This is a genomic window from Syntrophobacter fumaroxidans MPOB, assembly GCF_000014965.1.
Taxonomy (GTDB): domain Bacteria; phylum Desulfobacterota; class Syntrophobacteria; order Syntrophobacterales; family Syntrophobacteraceae; genus Syntrophobacter; species Syntrophobacter fumaroxidans.
In genome coordinates this window covers 390,117-407,892 of record NC_008554.1, presented here as the reverse complement: position 1 = coordinate 407,892, position 17,776 = coordinate 390,117, and the positions used below count along the sequence as shown (strand labels likewise).

Annotated in this window: 15 protein-coding genes and 1 tRNA gene; 10 read left to right on the top strand and 6 right to left on the bottom strand. The window is 60.6% G+C overall.

What is annotated here, in order from left to right; all coding sequences use genetic code 11:
• Positions 1 to 29: 29 nt before the first annotated feature.
• The 8 genes from SFUM_RS01755 (at position 30) to SFUM_RS01715 (ending at position 10,293) form a co-directional block, all read left to right on the top strand.
• The gene (locus tag SFUM_RS01755; RefSeq protein ID WP_150109403.1) at positions 30 to 845 is read left to right on the top strand and encodes a DUF2760 domain-containing protein; all 816 of its coding nucleotides are present in this window, start codon (positions 30 to 32) and stop codon (positions 843 to 845) included.
• Between the two features lie 280 nt (positions 846 to 1,125).
• Positions 1,126 to 4,041 carry an Hsp70 family protein gene (locus tag SFUM_RS01750; RefSeq protein ID WP_011697216.1) on the top strand — a complete coding sequence of 972 codons (2,916 nt, stop codon included), beginning with the start codon at positions 1,126 to 1,128 and terminating at the stop codon, positions 4,039 to 4,041.
• 515 nt (positions 4,042 to 4,556) lie between these two features.
• Positions 4,557 to 5,891, top strand: a complete 1,335-nt coding sequence (locus SFUM_RS01745) for a sigma-54 interaction domain-containing protein (protein WP_011697215.1) — start codon at positions 4,557 to 4,559, stop codon at positions 5,889 to 5,891.
• A 280-nt stretch (positions 5,892 to 6,171) separates the two neighbouring features.
• The gene (locus SFUM_RS23445) at positions 6,172 to 6,480 is read left to right on the top strand and encodes a hypothetical protein (protein WP_011697214.1); all 309 of its coding nucleotides are present in this window, start codon (positions 6,172 to 6,174) and stop codon (positions 6,478 to 6,480) included.
• A gap of 72 nt (positions 6,481 to 6,552) precedes the next feature.
• Entirely contained in the window at positions 6,553 to 7,008 is a 456-nt protein-coding gene (locus tag SFUM_RS01735) for a flavodoxin domain-containing protein (RefSeq protein ID WP_011697213.1), read from the top strand.
• Positions 7,009 to 7,079: 71 nt separating this feature from the next.
• Positions 7,080 to 8,399, top strand: coding sequence for a cytochrome ubiquinol oxidase subunit I (locus SFUM_RS01730; protein ID WP_041439579.1), 1,320 nt, complete (start codon positions 7,080 to 7,082; stop codon positions 8,397 to 8,399).
• A gap of 14 nt (positions 8,400 to 8,413) precedes the next feature.
• A complete protein-coding gene (gene cydB, locus SFUM_RS01725; protein ID WP_011697211.1) occupies positions 8,414 to 9,454 on the top strand; it encodes a cytochrome d ubiquinol oxidase subunit II in 1,041 nt (346 codons plus the stop codon).
• Between the two features lie 473 nt (positions 9,455 to 9,927).
• Complete coding sequence (locus SFUM_RS01715) at positions 9,928 to 10,293, top strand: PilZ domain-containing protein (RefSeq protein WP_011697209.1); 366 nt, start codon at positions 9,928 to 9,930, stop codon at positions 10,291 to 10,293.
• 54 nt (positions 10,294 to 10,347) lie between these two features.
• Here SFUM_RS01715 and SFUM_RS01710 read toward each other — a convergent pair whose 3' ends face one another.
• From SFUM_RS01710 to SFUM_RS01695, 3 genes are all read right to left on the bottom strand, one after another.
• Complete coding sequence (locus SFUM_RS01710; RefSeq protein ID WP_041439577.1) at positions 10,348 to 10,590, bottom strand: hypothetical protein; 243 nt, start codon at positions 10,588 to 10,590, stop codon at positions 10,348 to 10,350.
• 107 nt (positions 10,591 to 10,697) lie between these two features.
• The gene (locus SFUM_RS01705) at positions 10,698 to 10,943 is read right to left on the bottom strand and encodes a hypothetical protein (protein WP_041439575.1); all 246 of its coding nucleotides are present in this window, start codon (positions 10,941 to 10,943) and stop codon (positions 10,698 to 10,700) included.
• Positions 10,944 to 11,380: 437 nt separating this feature from the next.
• Positions 11,381 to 11,692, bottom strand: coding sequence for a hypothetical protein (locus tag SFUM_RS01695; protein WP_011697206.1), 312 nt, complete (start codon positions 11,690 to 11,692; stop codon positions 11,381 to 11,383).
• A gap of 733 nt (positions 11,693 to 12,425) precedes the next feature.
• Here SFUM_RS01695 and SFUM_RS01690 point away from each other — a divergent pair.
• Complete coding sequence (locus tag SFUM_RS01690) at positions 12,426 to 12,887, top strand: cache domain-containing protein (protein WP_011697205.1); 462 nt, start codon at positions 12,426 to 12,428, stop codon at positions 12,885 to 12,887.
• 1,038 nt (positions 12,888 to 13,925) lie between these two features.
• Entirely contained in the window at positions 13,926 to 15,245 is a 1,320-nt protein-coding gene (locus SFUM_RS01675; protein ID WP_011697202.1) for an SBBP repeat-containing protein, read from the top strand.
• 201 nt (positions 15,246 to 15,446) lie between these two features.
• Here the strand turns inward: SFUM_RS01675 and SFUM_RS01670 are convergent, their stop codons facing one another.
• The 3 genes from SFUM_RS01670 to SFUM_RS01655 all read right to left on the bottom strand — a co-directional run bounded on the left by SFUM_RS01670 (position 15,447) and on the right by SFUM_RS01655 (position 17,323).
• Positions 15,447 to 15,890: a hypothetical protein gene (locus SFUM_RS01670; protein ID WP_011697201.1), complete on the bottom strand. Its 444-nt coding sequence runs from the start codon at positions 15,888 to 15,890 to the stop codon at positions 15,447 to 15,449.
• 287 nt (positions 15,891 to 16,177) lie between these two features.
• Positions 16,178 to 16,253, bottom strand: a tRNA-Ala gene (locus tag SFUM_RS01665).
• Positions 16,254 to 16,855: 602 nt separating this feature from the next.
• Positions 16,856 to 17,323: a tetratricopeptide repeat protein gene (locus SFUM_RS01655; protein ID WP_011697199.1), complete on the bottom strand. Its 468-nt coding sequence runs from the start codon at positions 17,321 to 17,323 to the stop codon at positions 16,856 to 16,858.
• Positions 17,324 to 17,776: the final 453 nt, after the last annotated feature.

Below are 17,776 nucleotides of genomic sequence, written 5' to 3'. Positions count from 1 at the left end.
GTTATTCATTCGCACGCGGAGGATCATTCATGAGGGCGAAACGCATTTGGAGCGTTCAGTCGCTGCTGACCTGTTTCTTCTGGAACGCCGTGCTTGTCGGGCTGCTGTACTTCATGGCGGACAGGACCGTTGACGGATTGCGCCAGTGGGTCGACCCCTTTCTCAAACCCGGGGGAACGGCGTTGCCCGAGGACGCCCGCTCCGCTTTTGCCTCGCTGGACCAGTTCCTCACCCAGATCAGGACCTACGTCGCACTGGTGGTGCTCGGTGTCGGAGGGGTCGCGACGTTCATCCTGTGGGTGTTCGTCATGGCCCAGGGCAGAAGCCTTGTCGCGCGAGTGGAGGCCGCCGCTCAAAGCGTCCTTCCCTCCCCGGCTCCTCAGACGGACAAGCCTGAGCCAAAAACCGACAGACCGGCGCCCGCCGCTCCCTCTCCCGCTGCGGAACCGTCTCCGCAGCCGGTGATCCAGTTGCTGTCCAGCCTTCAAAGTAAGGGACGCTTCATCGATTTCCTCCAGGAGGATCTGAGCCCTTACGGTGACGCGCAGATTGGGGCCGTGGCGCGGAGCGTCCACCAGGGATGCAACCGGGCGCTGGCCGAATACGTCGAAATGAAATCCATTTTCGACGAAAGTGAAGGAAGCGAGGTGGCGGTCCCTCCGGATTTCGACGTCAATTCCGTTCGCCTCACCGGGAACGTTTCGGGGAACCCCCCGTTTCACGGCATACTGCGTCACCGTGGCTGGAAGGCGGTCAAGGTGCGGCTTCCCAAAGCCGCCGCGGGGCGGGACAAAGAGCCCGTGCTCGCTCCCGCCGAGGTCGAAATCGGCGCAACTGCTCCCTGAGGGCCCATCGCACCGCGGGATGCGCGAAAGCCCTGCTTCGGGAGATGCCTTTTGCGGGGTTGCGTTCCAAATCGCGATGCGGATTCATGCCGAAGGCGGGAAAACAGCTTGAATTCGGACAGACCGGAGCCTTTCGCTCCGGCTCGGATGGATAAACGGCCGGCAGGAATCCTGCCGCCGACAGTTTCAGACCGGCACCGGGGAGATTCGGTGCGAATGGTTTCGCCCGGCGCGCGGGGAAATCGATAAATCAAGTGAAGTGATACGGAAGTCTTGGCGTATGACGGCGAATGCGTCCATGGAAGCGGAAACGCCTTCCTTTCAATATATCATCGGAATCGATCTCGGGACCACGAATTCGGCTGTGGGCTACGTGGACCTGTCGGCGAGCGGGGCAGACGACGCTGCCGTTCGTTTTCTCGAGATACCTCAGTTGGTTGCACCTGGAGAACTCGGCAACCGTCCGGTATTGCCTTCCTTTCTTTATCTTCCGGGCCCCTACGAGCTTCCCCCCGGGAGTACGGCCCTGCCGTGGGCGCCTGAGCGTTCTTACGCGGTGGGCGAATTCGCACGCGAACAGGGAGCCCTTGTGCCCGGCCGCCTTGTCTCTTCCGCCAAGTCATGGTTGTGCCACGGCGGGGTGGACCGCACCCATGCGATTCTGCCCTGGGGCGCGGCCGAAAACCTCGACCGCATCTCGCCCATCGAGGCGAGCTCTCGAATCCTGCTCCACATCCGGGAGGCATGGAACGAGGTCATGGCGCATGGGCGCGAGGAGCACTTCCTGGAAGAACAGCTGGTCGTATTGACCGTCCCCGCGTCCTTCGATGAGGTCGCCCGCGAGCTCACGGTTCGGGCGGCCCATGAGGCGGGGATTCGCCGGATCGTGCTGATCGAAGAGCCTCTTGCGGCCTTCTATGCCTGGCTGTGGAAGCACGAGGCGGACTGGCGCACCCTGATGCGCCCGGGCCAGTTGATCCTGGTCTGCGACGTGGGAGGCGGGACTTCGGACTTCACCGTGATCGCCATCCGCGAAGACGCGCTGGGATTGCGGCTCGACCGGCTGGCCGTGGGAGAGCACCTCATGCTGGGCGGCGACAACATGGACCTTGCCTTGGCGCGACATGTCGAGGAAGTCATGCAGGGCGGCACGGGACGGCTCGATTCGAGAAGGTGGCAGCAGTTGTGGCACCATTGCCGGAAAGCCAAGGAGACGCTGCTCGGAACGGTTGAGAGCGCCGGCCCGCCCGCCGGACGGCCAAGCGCCCCCGATTCCGTGGACCTCACCATCGTCGGTTCCGGAGGCAGGCTCATCGCCGGGACCCTCACGGCCACTCTCAGCCGGGAAACGGTGAAGGAGCTGACCCTCGACGGTTTCTTTCCGTTCACAAACTTGGACGATGTTTCGCCGCCGGCCGCCGGGGCGGTTTTGTCCGAAGGGGGACTCCCCTATGTCGGCGACCCGGCCGTGACGCGTCACATGGCGGCATTCTGGCGGCGGCACCGCCCGCTTCTGCTCCGGGAAACGGGACGCAGCCGGCTCTATCCCGATTTCCTGCTTTTCAACGGCGGAGCATTGATCCCGGAGACCATCCGGGACCGCCTGCTGCGCGTCGTTCGGGAGTGGTTCAGAGCGGAAGCCGGCGATGAATGGTCGCCCGTCGAGCTGGAAAACCCGCGACCCGACCTGTCCGTGGCGATCGGAGCGGCCTATTACGGCCGGGTAAGATTGGGGCGGGGAGTCCGGGTCGGGGCGGGAAGTCCGCGCACGTTCTACGTCGAGGTCGCCCCGCCAGGGGACCGGACGGTGGAGGAAGGACACCGCACCGCCGTGTGCCTGTTGCCGAGAGGCGCGGAGGAAGGGTACGAAGCCGAGCTTGAACGGCCCGAATTCCAGGTGCGCACCAATCAACCGGTTTCCTTCGGGGTGCTGGCTTCGAGCACCCGCATCGGAGACAGCCCCGGCGAAATCCTGTCCCTGCCGAATCATGAGCTCACGGTGCTGCCTCCCATACGCACCGCGCTGAGGTACGGACGGAAAGGCTCAGCGGCAGCACTTCCGGTGCGCCTTGCGGTTCATCTCACCGATATCGGCACCCTGGAGCTTTGGTGCCGTTCGACATCGGGTCCTCACCGCTGGCAGCTTCAGTTCGACGTCCGGCACAACGCCGAGGATGAAACCCGGCCGTCGCCGGCCGGGGAGACATTCGAGGCGGGCCGCATCGACGAGGCCGGGGCAGCGATTGCCGCGGTTTTCCGAAGGAGCGCCGGGAGGACTCTGCGCCCTCCCGAACGGCTGGTGAAGGACTTGGTGGAGATCTTCGAAGTGAAGCGGGAGAGATGGCCCGCATCGCTCGTTCGCAAGCTGGCCGACGCCTTGCTCGAAGACCGGGAGGGGCGTTCCCTGACCGCGCAGCACGAAGCGCGCTGGTTGAACCTGCTTGGGTTCTGCCTGCGTCCCGGATACGGCGACCCGCTCGACGAGTGGCGCGCAAAGGAAGCCTGGAAGCTGTATCCCGCGGGACTGAGCTTCGCTCGGCAACCACAGAACCGCTCCGAATGGTGGATCTTCTGGAGACGGGCGGCCGGGGGCCTCAGCGCCGGCCAACAACAGCGCATCTGCCAGGAGGTGCTCCCCGGGCTCCAACTCGAGGAGCAACGGAAAAAGGGGACCACGCGCAAAGGAGGCGCTCCCCGGACGGTCCAGGAAGAACTCGAGACCTGGATGATGCTTGCAAACCTCGAACGGCTGCCGGCCGCCGTCAAGACAAGCCTCGGGCGTCTCATGCTGCGACGGCTCCAACGAGGCGCCCCTCGGCCCCAGGAACTCTGGACGTTCGCCCGGTTCGGGGCACGCGTCCCGTTCTACGGTCCTCTGGATCAAACCGTGCCCCGCGAAGAAGCGGCTCTCTGGCTGGCCGCCCTCCTCGACCTGGACCTCGAGCCCACCCAGCCCCTTGCCCGAACCCTGGTCTCCCTTTCGAGGCTCACGGGCGACCGAGCCCGGGACCTCGATCGCGCGGACCGCGACAGAGTACTCCGCCGTCTCGAGTCGATTCCCGGGACGAGCCACTTGCGCGCGCTCGTCAACGATGCCCGTACGGACCTCGAGGGAACGGAGCGTGAATGGCTCTACGGCGAATCGCTGCCTTCGGGGCTCATCGTGGTGGAGGGGGCGGAGACGGTCGAGCCGTGAAAATCCGCGCGTGGCCGCCCATCTTGCCGCACGCGCATTCTCTGCCATCGGCTTGCAGTCCCTTTCATCCGGTATTAGATATCTATGCAGGGTTTTTCACGGACCCGGCAGGATCAGGAGGGGCGAGAACGGTCTCCAGGCATCGAGAACGAGAGGCGTCGCCGATCACCTGCCCTTGGCGCGTAGTCGGAGCGTTGCGCGCTCGGTTTTTCGTGAGGGTCGTGCCTCACCCGTGAGACATCGAGAATCGATGCTACTGGATAATTGTCTTGCCTGGAGCGGCACCTCGTAGACGAGAGCAGGCAATTTCCCTGCAATTCTCCGTGACCGCGGCGTCACCCACGAACGGTGTCTATTGGGGAATTCCGCATGATGCTCGCCTTACTCCACCACCATTGGAAAAGGGGTGGTTAAAGGTAACCGGCCATGCCCCCTGCACAGGAGGCGAGGCATGAATACCTTTATTTTCCGACTACTTCCCGTCTGCCGACAATCCGCACGGAAATGAGGGTGTGATGAGCGATCGTGCCTTTGACAGAATCCTTGCCGACAAGAGGAACCTGGAACACATTCTGGACAACCTGATGGAAGGGATCATCTCGCACGACAGGAACCGGCGGATCCTGTTCTTTAATCGCGCGGCGGAGAACATCACCGGGTATGCGCGGGAAGAGGTGATCGGCAGGGACTGCCACGAGGTTTTCGGATCGCCTTTCTGCGGGCAGCGCTGCTCCTTTTGCGGTGAAAGCCCGGACCTCATCGATCACAAGAGTTACGTCGTCAACATCCTCACCCGCAAGGGCGAGCCCAGGCGGATCGAAATGTCCGTCACGGGCATGGTCGACGAAGATGGACGTTTCCTCGGAGTCCTGGCCGCCTTCCGCGATCTCACCGATCTTTTCGGAATGAAGCTGCGCCTGGGGGAAATCAACAGTTTCGCGGGCATCATCGGGAAGGATCACAAGATGCTCCAGGTGTTCGACCAGATCCGCGACCTGGCCACCAATGACTTCCCGGTGCACATTTCCGGTGAAACGGGAACGGGCAAGGAACTGGCGGCGGCAGCCATTCACAACGAGAGCCACCGGGGCGGGGGGCCGTTCGTTCCCGTCAACTGCGGCGCGCTGCCCGAAGGGCTGCTCGAGAGCGAATTGTTCGGACATGTCAAGGGCGCTTTCACCGGCGCCATTCGCGACAAGAAGGGACGTTTCGAACTGGCCCACGGCGGCAGCATTTTCCTCGATGAGGTCTCGGAGCTTCCCAGGTTCATGCAGGTCAAGCTCCTGCGCGTGCTCCAGGAAGGCACTTTCACACGCGTCGGCGGGGAATCGACCATCGTCGTGGACGTAAGGGTCATCAGCGCGTCCAACCGTGACCTGAAAAAGGAAGTGGAATCCCACAACTTCCGTGAAGACCTGTATTATCGGCTCAACGTCGTGCCGATCCGCATACCGCCGTTGAGAGAACGCAAGAACGACATCCCCCTGCTCGCTGCTCACTTTCTTGAACAGGCCGTGAAACGCGGACAAAAATCGGCCGTCCTTTCCGAAGACGCCCTGGCCGCCATGATGGACTATTCCTGGCCCGGAAACGTGCGGGAACTTCAAAACGCCGTCTATTTCGCGTTGGTCAAATCCAGGGGCTCGACCCTCCACGTCGACGACCTGCCGCTCGAACTGGCGCGAACCGCGCCGATCTGCAAGCCCGGTCCCGCGCGCAAACTCGACCGGGACTCCGTTGCCGCCGCCCTCAAACAGAGCGGGGGCAACAAAGCGCGGGCAGCCAGGCTCCTCGGGGTGGGCCGTGCCACGCTCTATCGTTTCCTGGACGATTTCGAAAACGTCCCATGATACAGTTGTGTCTCAGGAGACATTGCGAGACATTGTCCGCTTTCGCCGATGCGGCCGTGGAAGGCAGGATGAGGCTGATTTCCCGTTCCTTGTCGAGTGTCTCGAAGGTGTCTCACCCATCCGCCCTTTCCGACCGTCATTCCCGGCCCGCCAAACGCAGCTCACCGAAATCATTGAATTTATTTTTCACACAAGACGCATTGTCCCGGCACGCAACTTGCCTTTATTGGAAAACGCGCAGGAACACACAACTGCAATCAGGAGGAGACGGAGCGAAGGCATGAGGCCGGGTGACGTGTTCATCGAGAGGACGCTCGAACTGGTCGAGAAGATGATAAGCATCGCCGACGAAGGGGATCGGACCCGGGAGGATCGCGGCTGCGGGGTGCTTTGCGGCGTGCTGCGGGATTCGGCGTTCAAGATCAGAAGACTCGCCGAGGAGGAACGGGAGCTCCACGCGCGGCAGGGACCCTCGGGACCGGAACAGCCGCTCCGCGGAGCGCGCGCTCCTTCCGGTCGGGGGGCAAGCGCACGGAATAGCGGCCGCGGGAAGTCCCGCGGAAAACCGGCCGGGACCGCTTCAAAATGAAACCAGGCAGGCCTTTTTCGAACGGACCGGAAGCGAGACACCGGCCTGCGCCGACAAAAGAGAGGAAAAACGATGGCTAAGGCACTTATCGTGTATGCGACGCGCCTGAATCAGACCCGCAAGATCGCGGAACTGATTGCGCAGGGACTCCGTGCGGGAAACGTCGAACCCGTGCTTTTGAACGTCACGGAGGCCGGCTTCAAGGGACTCAAGACCGACGATTTCGATGCGCTCGTGCTCGGATCGGCGACCTATCACGGTGAAATGATGCAGTCCATGAAAACTTTTTTGTTTTCACTCGAGAATCTCAATCTCGCAGGGAAAGTCGGCGGGAGTTTCGGGGCCTTCGGGTGGAGCGGGGAAGCCCCCGGAAGAATTTTCGATACCATGAAGAATCTCTTCGGCATGGAGATGGTCGGGGGTCCTCTCAGGGTGAAGTCCGCATCGGAGAGCGGAGCGGCGAAGACCGCGGAGGATTACGGCAGGCAGATTGCCGCGAAACTGGGTCCGGCGGCACCCAAGGCATAGGCATTTTCATGCGGTTTCGGGTTTCTTGCTTTTGATGCAGGTATGAACCATCACGGCAAGGGAGGAGTATGATGGACGTCCTGATGCTTTCGAGGCTGCAATTTGCCGCTGCGACCTTTTTTCACTTTCTGTTCGTCCCTCTTACGCTGGGGCTTTCCATCCTGATCGCCGTCATGGAAACCATTTACGTTCGCACCGGCGACGAGGAATACAGAAACATGGCGCGTTTCTGGGGAAAGATTTTCCTCATCAATTTCGCCATCGGCGTCGTCACGGGCATCACGCTGGAATTCCAGTTCGGCACCAACTGGTCGCGGTATTCACGCTATGTGGGCGATATCTTCGGCTCGCTGCTGGCCATCGAGGCAACGGTGGCTTTCTTCCTGGAATCGACTTTCATCGCCGTGTGGGCGCTGGGATGGAAGCGGCTGTCGCCTAAGGCTCATGCGGCGACCATCTGGCTGGTTGCCGTCGCCTCCAACGTGTCGGCCTTCTGGATCCTGATCGCCAATGCCTGGATGCAGCACCCGGTCGGTTACACGATCCGCAACGGCAGGGCTGAATTGACCGACTTTACGGCGATCGTCACGCAGTCCTTCGCACTCAACGAAATCGTGCACACCCTGGGCGCGGCCTACATCCTCACCGCGTTTTTCATGATGGGAATCAGCGCTTATCATCTGCTGCGCAAGCAGCACGTCGCGTTTTTCACCAGGTCGTTTCGCATGGCGGTCACCTTCGGCTTGATTTTCGCCGTCGTCGAGGTGGTTCAGGGACATATGCACGGGGCGGAGGTGGCCAGGGTGCAACCCGCCAAGCTTGCCGCCATGGAGGCGCTCTGGGACACCACCGCGCAAGCGCCCCAACACCTTTTCCTCATCCCGGACGAGAAGAATGAAACCAATCTCGCAGTGTTCGGCACCATTCCGGGCGCTCTGAGCATGCTGGCCTATCACGATCCCAAGGCCACGGTGAAGGGCCTCAAAGACTTTCCTCCCGAGGAACGGCCGCCGGTCACGCTGCCCTTCGCGGCGTTCCGGATCATGATCTCTCTGGGCTTCCTGTTTCTTTTTCTCACCGCCTACGGCTGGATACGGCGAGACCGGCTGATGGAAAGTCCCCGGTACCTCAAGCTCATGCTGTTCGCCGTGCCTCTTCCCTACCTGGCCATCCAGGCCGGCTGGGCGCTCGCCGAGGTAGGACGCCAGCCCTGGGTGGTTTACGGGGTGATGAAAACCGCCGACGCCGTTTCCAAACTGAGCGCGTCGCAGGTCTGGGCCTCATTCCTCGGGTTCATCGTGGTGTACACGTTGCTGGGAATTGCAGCCTTCACCCTCATTGTCTCCACCGCCCGCAAGGGGCCCGAAACCCATCCGGCCACGGCGCAGTAAGGGAGGAATCCGACATGCTCGAATCGATCTGGTTTGTGTTGTGGGGTGTGTTGTGGGCGATCTACTTCATGCTGGACGGCTTCGACCTCGGACTCGGCGCCCTCATGCCGGTTCTCGCCAGGGGTGAAAACGACCGGCGCACCATCTATCGCGCCATGGGCCCCTTCTGGGACGGGAATGAAGTATGGCTGATCACGGCGGGCGGGGTCACCTTCGCCGCGTTTCCGGTTGCCTACGCCGTGATGTTCAGCGGTCTGTACTCGGCGCTGATGCTCGTCCTGTTCGCCTTGATCTTCCGCGGCATCGCGCTTGAATACCGATCGCACCTGGCGAGCGAGCGCTGGCGAAAAACCTGGGACACCTGCCTGACGGTCGGGAGCTTCGCCGCCGCACTGCTGCTCGGGGTGGCGTTCGCCAACATCTTCAAAGGCATTCCCATCGATGGCGAGGGCGTCTTCCAGGGCAGTCTTCTCACCCTCCTCAACCCTTACGGCATCTTCGGAGGCGTGCTGTTCGTCCTGATGTTCACGGTGCACGGCTCCCTGTGGCTGACCCTGAAGTCCGACGGCGAATTGCACGCGCGTGCCGCGCGGCTTGCGGAGAAGCTCTGGATCGTGCTCGCCGTGGCCGCGGTCGGTTTCCTCGTGGCCACGTGGTATGCCACCCGGCTCTATGACAACTATCTCAAGGAACCGATGCTCTTCGCGGTCCCCATCGTCCTCATTCCGGTCATCACCATCGCCGCCCTCGCGTTCATTCGCGTCGGCATCGTCAAGCGGCGGTATTGGAGGGCGTGGTTTGCATCCAGCGTGTTCATCGTGGGCGTGACCCTGTTCGGAGTGGCGGGGCTCTATCCGAACCTGCTCCCGTCGTCGCTCGATCCGGCCTTCAGCGTGAACGTGCACAATGCGTCGTCGAGCCCCCTCACCCTCAGGATCATGCTCGTCGTGGCTCTCGTCTTCGTGCCCGTGGTGCTTGCCTACCAGACCTGGGCCTACCGGCTCTTCAAAAGCCGTCTGGAAGACGGGGAATCCCTGCACGACGAAGCCTATTGATCGAATTTCGAGCATTCCCCCGCCCGCGAGTCCCGCGAAACTGACGGCGGCAGGAACATCGGCAAAGCGATCCGGTCCGTCCTGCCGCCTTCCCATTTTGTTTTCTTTACGCCCGGTTTGTGAGAAAATGCGGCCGTCATTCCGGCAAGAACCGGCAGGCCGGAGTGCCTTCCCGGACTCGCGCCCGCGCGGGATCGAGGCAAAGGCTTTTCGCGCTTCGTTGTGAATCCCCGGCTCGCAACCGTTCCCGTGCGGATGGAAGCGAATCCGCAAACCGGAAACGGATGCGGAGCAATCCAACGAAGCGTTGCTCTTTTCCGCGTCGTGATGCCGGGCCGGGCGCGAGCAAGAGAAGCTCTTCCCCCCGCAACGGCCGAACCGTAACCTGGCAGGATTTCCATCGGTCAGGCGACCGAACGGGACCGTCTCAAACGGGATTCCCATGCCGGAAAGCCCTCACGGGGATTGCAGCCATGAACGAGCGAGAATTCACCAGAGTCACCCTGCACACAACGGCCGAAGTGAGATGGGGGGACGAAGTCGTCACCGGCGAGGTCGAGAACCTCAGCCTGAACGGAGTGTTCGTCAAATCGTCGGCACAGGTACCGGCGGACACCCCGGTGGAAATCACCATTTTGCTCGTGGGAGCATCGTCGGAGCTGTCCGTCAGGATCAAGGGAGAGGTGGTCAGGCGGGAACCCCACGGATTCGCGGTTCGGTTCCAAGGGATGAACCTGGATTCGTTCTTTCACCTCCGGAGCTTCTTCGTCGCCCGGAACGCCGACGAAAAAGCAATCCGCGCAGAATACCGGGAGCACATCCGGAAGAAAGGGTCTTGAACGCACCGTGCCGCCCGGGGCAATGCACCGCGCGTGCGGCAACTTCCCGGCGGTTCACTTCGTCAGGCTCTTCACGGCGGCATCGGTGTCATCGAGTCTCCCGTCCCCTGCGTCGCGAGCCGTCCTGGCTTTCCTCACCGGGGCCTGGGTGTGTTCCCGCAAGACGTTCGGAGATTCGGCGGCGGGAGTCTCGACACTGGTCGCCTTCTTCTCCGGCTCCTTCGCCCTGGAGCAGCCCGCGGCCCCCGCGCACCAGATCAAGGACAGAATTGCGATCCCCGCCAAAATCCGTCTCATGGCAGCCTCCAGTTTGCTCCAATGACGGTTCGAAACCTTGGCGCCCCCGGGTCATCAAGGAGGGAGGCGTCCCTTTCGAGACCTGACGAGGGCGAACCACCGAAGCCTCAACCGCCGGCGTCCCTGCGGCCGGGTTTCACCACTGTCAGCACGGCGACGGGGATGACGCACAGGGCCAACGGCAAGAGGCACGCTTCCGCGCTGCTGCCCTCCCGCAAAAAAAAGGTGCCCGACGCAATACCGATCAGGAGAACGATCATCGCCCACGCGATCGTGCGGCCGAGATGACGGATATAATTGAAGAACCTGAGGCGTTCTTCGTAACCGGGGCCGGATGGAGCTGCGTTTCTCATTTTGTGTATCGTTCCACATGCGGACGCGTGTCCCGACACGCCGGGTGTCGCCGGAACCTGCACGGACGGCGCAGTCCCCTTCCCGGCCAAGGCGCGCGAATCGTCCGCGCCGCGTTTCCTTCGGACGCCGGAGCGCAAACCTCGATCTTCGGGGCGAATCGGGCTCCCTCCGGCACGAACGCAATCATTATACAACATCGCGGATGTCTTGTCATTCAGGGAAAGGGACATCAGGGAAACGGGCGGCCGGTGCAATGTTTCACCGGACTGTGGCGGGTCTATTCGGAGGTGTTCCGACGTTCCCGCAACGGGGAGCGGATGGACCTCGCCTCCGGGCGAGGCGGCTGCGGGTGTCGGGCTCAGAGCCTTCCCGTTCGCGGCATCTCCCTCCCGACGCCGGAAAGAACACCCTGACGGCAAGATTTGCCCTGTGGAACCTAAGCCCCTTCCCGCAGGTTATTCGTCAACCGGCGGATCAACTGTTCGATGCACTTCCTTTCCGATTCCGGAGCACCGTCGGTATAGGTGGCGGCAAAGTAGATCGTTCCCGGCTTGCACTCATCGGCCCAGCACAAAGTCCGTTCGCCGTCGACAAGCTGCTTGCCGACGTTTTCCGACTGGCCGACGCCGATCACTTTCCACTTGTCTTCGATCTTGCACCAAACCACATACACACCCGCCCTGGGTTGAAGCCTGTCCGCGACACTGTACGCGCCGTCAAATTCGTAACCCCACTGTTCGAAGGACATACCATCCCCCTGCGACTGGCCCTAGAATGCATACCGTCAAACCACTACTGTGTGACTTTTTTAACAATAATCGCACAGGGGGCCGTTCCTCTGCAAGTTAAATTCGCATAATCGGGGCCGTTCCCCACCGGCGATGCGTACCGAAGACCCGTTACGCGTTCCGGATCTCCGCCATTCAGGTGCAGCCTTCCCCGCCTGCGATCGCCCGTTCGAGGCTTTCCATGCTGGGCAGCCTAAGAACCCGTGCGTTGACGACCCGCCGTTGTGCCGCCATCGTGGCGGACTCGGAGAATAAGACCGGATTGATAAGATATTCCTCCAGACTTATATTTAGGGTAAGCACATTCTCTTCGTGAGGCCCCTGTCTTCTGCGGAATTGCCCTTTGGGTTCACTCACAGCGCTGTTCTTCTTTTCCCTGCGCTTCAGGCTTGATGCGAGCTCGACAACCGTTTCTCAACCACCGATGCTGTCGTGCCGTGTTCCCATACCCCTGTGACGGTAAGTCGTGAACGCGCCTCCGGCAAATCGACACCACCGGGGGAAAGTACCTCCATGAAAGAGGATCACCGGTCCTGATGCGGCGAGCGCCACAATCCGCGAGACCGTCGGAACTCCGGCCCCAGCCGGAGAAACGACCCCGGTCGACAAGGTCTTTCTTGGAGCGACGGTATTTGCTTCCGCGTCGGCCCGCGGGTCGGAACGCCTGAAGAACCCCGGACAGGAGGTGACGTCATGAGCAAGAAGCTATTGATCGCCGTTGTGATCGTTGTGCTGGGCCTTTCCTGGGCGTATGCCCAGCAACAGCAGGCCGTAGACGAAAAGGCCTTGGCCAAGGCGATGGTGGAAAAGGCCGCCGCCTTTCTGAACGAAAACGGGAAGGAGAAGACCATCGCGGAAATCAACAAACCTGACGGCCAGTTCGTGCAGGGCGAGCTCTACGTATTCGCCTACGACCTCAACGCCGTCATGCTCGCCCACCCCAAGAACCCGAAGCTGATCGGTCAGAGCCTCATGGACAAGCCTGACAGCAAAGGAAAGCTGTTCCGAAAGGAAATCATCGACAAGGCCAAGAGCGCCGGGAGCGGCTGGGTGGACTACTTCTACCTGAATCCCCAGACGGGCAAGGAAGAAGCCAAGACCACCTATTTGAAGAAAGCCGGAGACATGGTGATCTGCTGCGGCGCGTACAGGTAACCTTTCATGGCCTGGATCAAAGGATGTTCCGGGCCATCGGGATTACGCTCCGGCATTTCGCGCGCCTGGGTGGAAGAGCAAGACTTTCTTCGACTGCGATCGCAAGGGATGATCGCACCATCGCGAAAGCCCTTCAGGTTAGCCCGAAGGGTTTTGCTTTTCGGCGCGTGGCATGCCTCCGCATCAACTTTAACCCGTCTCCCGATAGCTTGATCGGCGCCTCGGCAAGCATGTTCATGCCTCCCCCGCTCCCGGGCGGTTCGCCGGTCGCGGCACACCATCCGAGACCCTGGCTTCACCGGAATGGTAGGATCTGCTGCGGGTTCAAGACGTTTCGTATGCAAAACGCCATGAACAAGAAAGCGAGGCGCAACCAGGAAAAGGGAGCTGCGAATACATGCGAAAAGACGGGATGAACATCGCAACCGTCACGCGCCGGAAGAAGGATCCAACCATACATTAAAACTCTTTAATGTACTATCGCATTATATGCCATCATACAGCTACGATTCAAGATTTATTCAATAATTTCTATTCGACAATAATATTTATCTGAATAATTCCGATTCATAGTGCCTTTCGAGGACAGCTTCTCAGGAGTTCTCTGAAATTGTATCCGGGAATCGAGACTTTTTATGATCAGGAAAAACTTATTGCATTGTGCTCAACATGGGTCATTCATAATGCTCTCATTTTCTTATAAATGAGCTTTATGAGATTACTTATGCACTACAGTGCCTTGACTTTGAAAATCTTTAAGGAGTATAGTCCGTTAACAAAATATTCCTGGAGGCCGAGACCGAAGACCCCGGTTCCGGCCTCGATGATGCAACCGCCGGGAGGACCGCGCCGGTCCCCGCGGCAGAAGCCGTGGAATTCGGGCCTGCCGGGGGTTCCGTTCGAAGCGCAACGAGGCCCGGCGAGCCGTGGATTGGGGAGCAGGCACGGACTGTTGAACGCGGGCTCTGACACCTTGCCGTTCAGTCTGAATCGAGACTGCGCGACATGGGAGGCGCCCATGAAACCGGGAGGAGGAACATGCTGAAGATCCGTCCAGGCTTTTTGATGCGTTGGAGATTGAATCTGTTTTTTGCCTTCGCCGCCTTCTTCTGCACCCTGGGATGTGCGGCCGCGGTATCGGCAGAGTGGGTGAAAGAGTACGACGGACCTGGCAATGGCCGGGACTATTCCACCGCCATTGCCGTCGACGGCGGCGGCAATGTCTATGTCACGGGCCATTCCGATGGTATCTCCACATCTCTCGATTCCGATTATGCGACCATCAAGTATAGCGCGAACGGAAGCCGCGAGTGGGTGGCCCGATATGACGGACCGGCGAGCGACTCGGACTCTCCCACCGGCATCGCGGTAGACGGCGACGGAAATGTATACGTCACGGGCCGTTCCAGTGCTGTTGTTTCGGAGTTCGAAGGTGATTATGATTTTGCGACCGTCAAGTACGATACGGACGGAAATCAGAAATGGGTGACGCGGTACGGCACCCTGGAGGGCATTCATGACATTCCCGCGGGCGTAGCCGTAGACGGTCTCGGGAACGTCTACGTCGCGGGCGGATCAACCGACGGCACCTTGTGTCTGGACGCTACAGTCATAAAGTACGATGCCGACGGGAATTGCATATGGATCAGGCGATTCGACGGCGGAGCATACGCCATTGCCCTGGACGACAGCGCGAATGTCTACGTCACGGGCACTGTGACCATCAAATACGACTCGGATGGAAACCGGAAATGGGTGACGCGATCCAGCGGCATGACTTCGTCCATCGCCGTGGACGACACCGGGAATGTCTATGTCGCGGGCCAGATAAAAAGAACATCCTCAGGGTACGATTATCTAATCGTCAAATACGACGCCAATGGAAGCCGGAAATGGGTGAAGCGTTACAACGGTCCGGCCAATGGCAGTGACTTTGCCCATGCCATCGCCCTGGACGGCGCAGGGAATGTCTATGTCACCGGCGTTTCGGAGGGAACTTCTTCAGGCGAAGATTATGCAACCGTCAAGTACGACGCGAATGGAAACCGGAAATGGGTGAAACGCTACAACGGTCCGGCCAATGGGGGTGACTCCGCCTCGGCCATCGCCTTGGACGGCAAAGGAAATGTCTATGTTACAGGCTGGTCGGATTCAGATTCCTCAGGCAAAACTTATGATTGTGCCACCATCAACTACGACGAGAACGGAAATCAGAAATGGGTGAGACGATACGAGCAGGCTTCCGGCAGTTCCATGGTCGTCGGCGGTGGCGGGAATCTGTATGTCACAGGCACTACGTTGACAACTACAGGCCTTGAGCATTACCTGACCATCAAATACGATGCAGGCGGAAACTGACCGACGGGAAGACCCCTCGCCGGGCAAACGACTGCCGACCATCCATTGACGGCGGCCGGTGTGTAAACCATGCCCGCCCTCGAGGTCCAAATCCCTCCAGCCGGGGTGCCTGTAACCCTGTCGCCAACAGGCCCGAACAGCCAGACCCGGCGGGGAAATGCCCGAAAGGCAGGGTTCTGTTGAAACGCGGCGTTCCGGCGGTCACGGTGTTGTGTTCGGCCGGAACCACCACCATCTGCGTTTCTTCTTGCGTGCTTCCCTGATCTGTCGTTCGAGCTCCTCCACGGTGAGGCGCGGCTCATCGGAAGCGGTTTCCAGCGGCAGCCACTCGTCCAGGGCAACATCGCACCGCGGCGGGGCCCCGTTCAGGTAAACTTCGATATGCGTCGCGGACGCAAGCCGATCCAGAAACCCGCAGACCGGTCCCACCGGGACGTCGTCCCCCGGCCGGCAGACCCACACCGGGAAAACGACCCGGTCGCCAGGCCTCAGGTTACCGTCACTCCGAAAGATGCGAACGACGGTGCCTTCAACGAGCACCTGCGCCGGGGTCTGAATATCGGTGGGAATATTCCCGATTTTCACCTGGACATGAAAGCGCGCTTTCTTGCGGGCCTGCAAATGCCCAGCCAGCGGAACGGCCATATCCGGTCCAACTCCGTGTCGGTTGTCGTTGTTCGGTCTTGCTGCCTGCCCCGAAAACCCGCCAGAGACAAGGATGTCCATATGAAGGGGGCAAATGCGCGTGGTCGGCGCACGGATTGAATTTCTGCAACGAGACCATGCCTCACTATCACTTTATCTGCAAGGGGAGCCACTGGATTCGGAGGGGGACCTCTGCGTCCCGAACGCAACGGTCTAATTTCACCGCCGGTGAATGGATCGTCGACGCTGGAGGGCAAATTGGGAATTATTAACTCTTTGATTTTACTTGGTGGAGATGAGGGGATTCGAACCCCTGACCTCCGCGTTGCGAACGCGGCGCTCTCCCAACTGAGCCACATCCCCACTTGAACGCCCTCTTATAGCCCCCCGACGGGCAACTGTCAACCTTTCAGTTGCACCATTTCTTAGGTCCGCTCCCGCCCCGCGCCACAGGTTTCCCGGCTTCCCGCCGCGGGCGGAAACAACGCCTCTGCGACGGCACACAACGAGGACGGCATCCCTTCGGAACAGGCGGTTTCTCATTCCGCAACACAATCATTGTGCAATGCGTACCGAGGCTGCCCGGAAAGGCGCGCCGGATTCCCTTCGACCAGGCTCCATCGAAATGACGTCCGATGTGCGACCCTTCTTCCGGAACACTTCTTCGCGGCCGCCTTGCAGGGCGAAATTTCTCGGAAGACGCTCTCTTCCTGCTTGCCGGCACGATTTTCCCATACCGGGACGATCTTCCCGACGGCAACTCCGCACGAAGCATCCGCAAGCCGAGTTGAATTCACATCGCCGGTCTTTCAGCAGTGTTTCTCTTCCGGCCGGCGATCAGGCAGGAATGTATCGCTGCATCGAAACCGTTCCGGGGTCTCCGCCTGTCCATAGCAGACATATAGAACCGCCATGCGCAGGTATGTCTCGCTTCATCGAGGTTGTTCCCGGGTTTTCAGGTCGAGTCATTTTGCCACCCTCGGCCTCCAGTTTCGCGCCATTTCCTGAGCCCGCGCAACCTGTTCCGGAGTCATTTTCTGCGCGATGTGGTCCCGAAATCCGGCCATTCCCCTTTCGCCCTGCGCCGCCGCGAGGATCAACCACATATAAGCCTTGACATAGTCCTTCGGAACCCCCCTGCCTTCCTCGTATGCGGCCCCGAGCTTTCCCTGCGCAAAGGAATTGCCCTGTTCGGCAGCTTTCCGAAACCACTTCACGGCTTCAACGTCACTCTGCCCGACGGCTTCCCCCTTGAGGTGCATCTGCCCAAGCGCGACCTGGGCTTCGGCATGACCTTTCTTGGCCAGAATCTCAAATTCCCGGAAGGCCGTCTCGTAGTCGCCGCGGGAATAGGCGGCCTTGCCGGACTCAAAATCCGCCCATGCGGGACCAGCCAGCACCACCAGGCCGATCAAAAACGCAATCCGCTTCATAACGCCTCCCCCCCGGGATCCGCCGGCACCTTCATGAGTCACCCCTGAAGCCGATCTGTTCACCCAAATTAACCATTGATTTGATTCGTTGAAAGGTCTCCGGCCCGCCCCATGACTCCCCGCATTCATCATAAACCGCCATGAGCCGGGGGCTCGCAACGAAGCATGCAAATTTACCAGGCCGGGGCATTTTCACACTGAACGCCGTATCGCGGGTTTCTCCGAATTCCGGCGATGAGCGCCAACGACGCCCCGCTGATCGCACGCACCGCGACGGGAGTCCGGGACGGCCCAAGCGGTCGTTTTCCAGCGAGGCGCTCTCCCGACGACCCCGCATTCTCAATGGAAGGGTTTTTTCCCGGATCGTCCGCGGACTGCCGTCAACAACGGAAATGAATCTTGATGGAGTCCGGCTTTTGCGGTAGAGGTGAGATGCGACGACGGCCCCGAGGC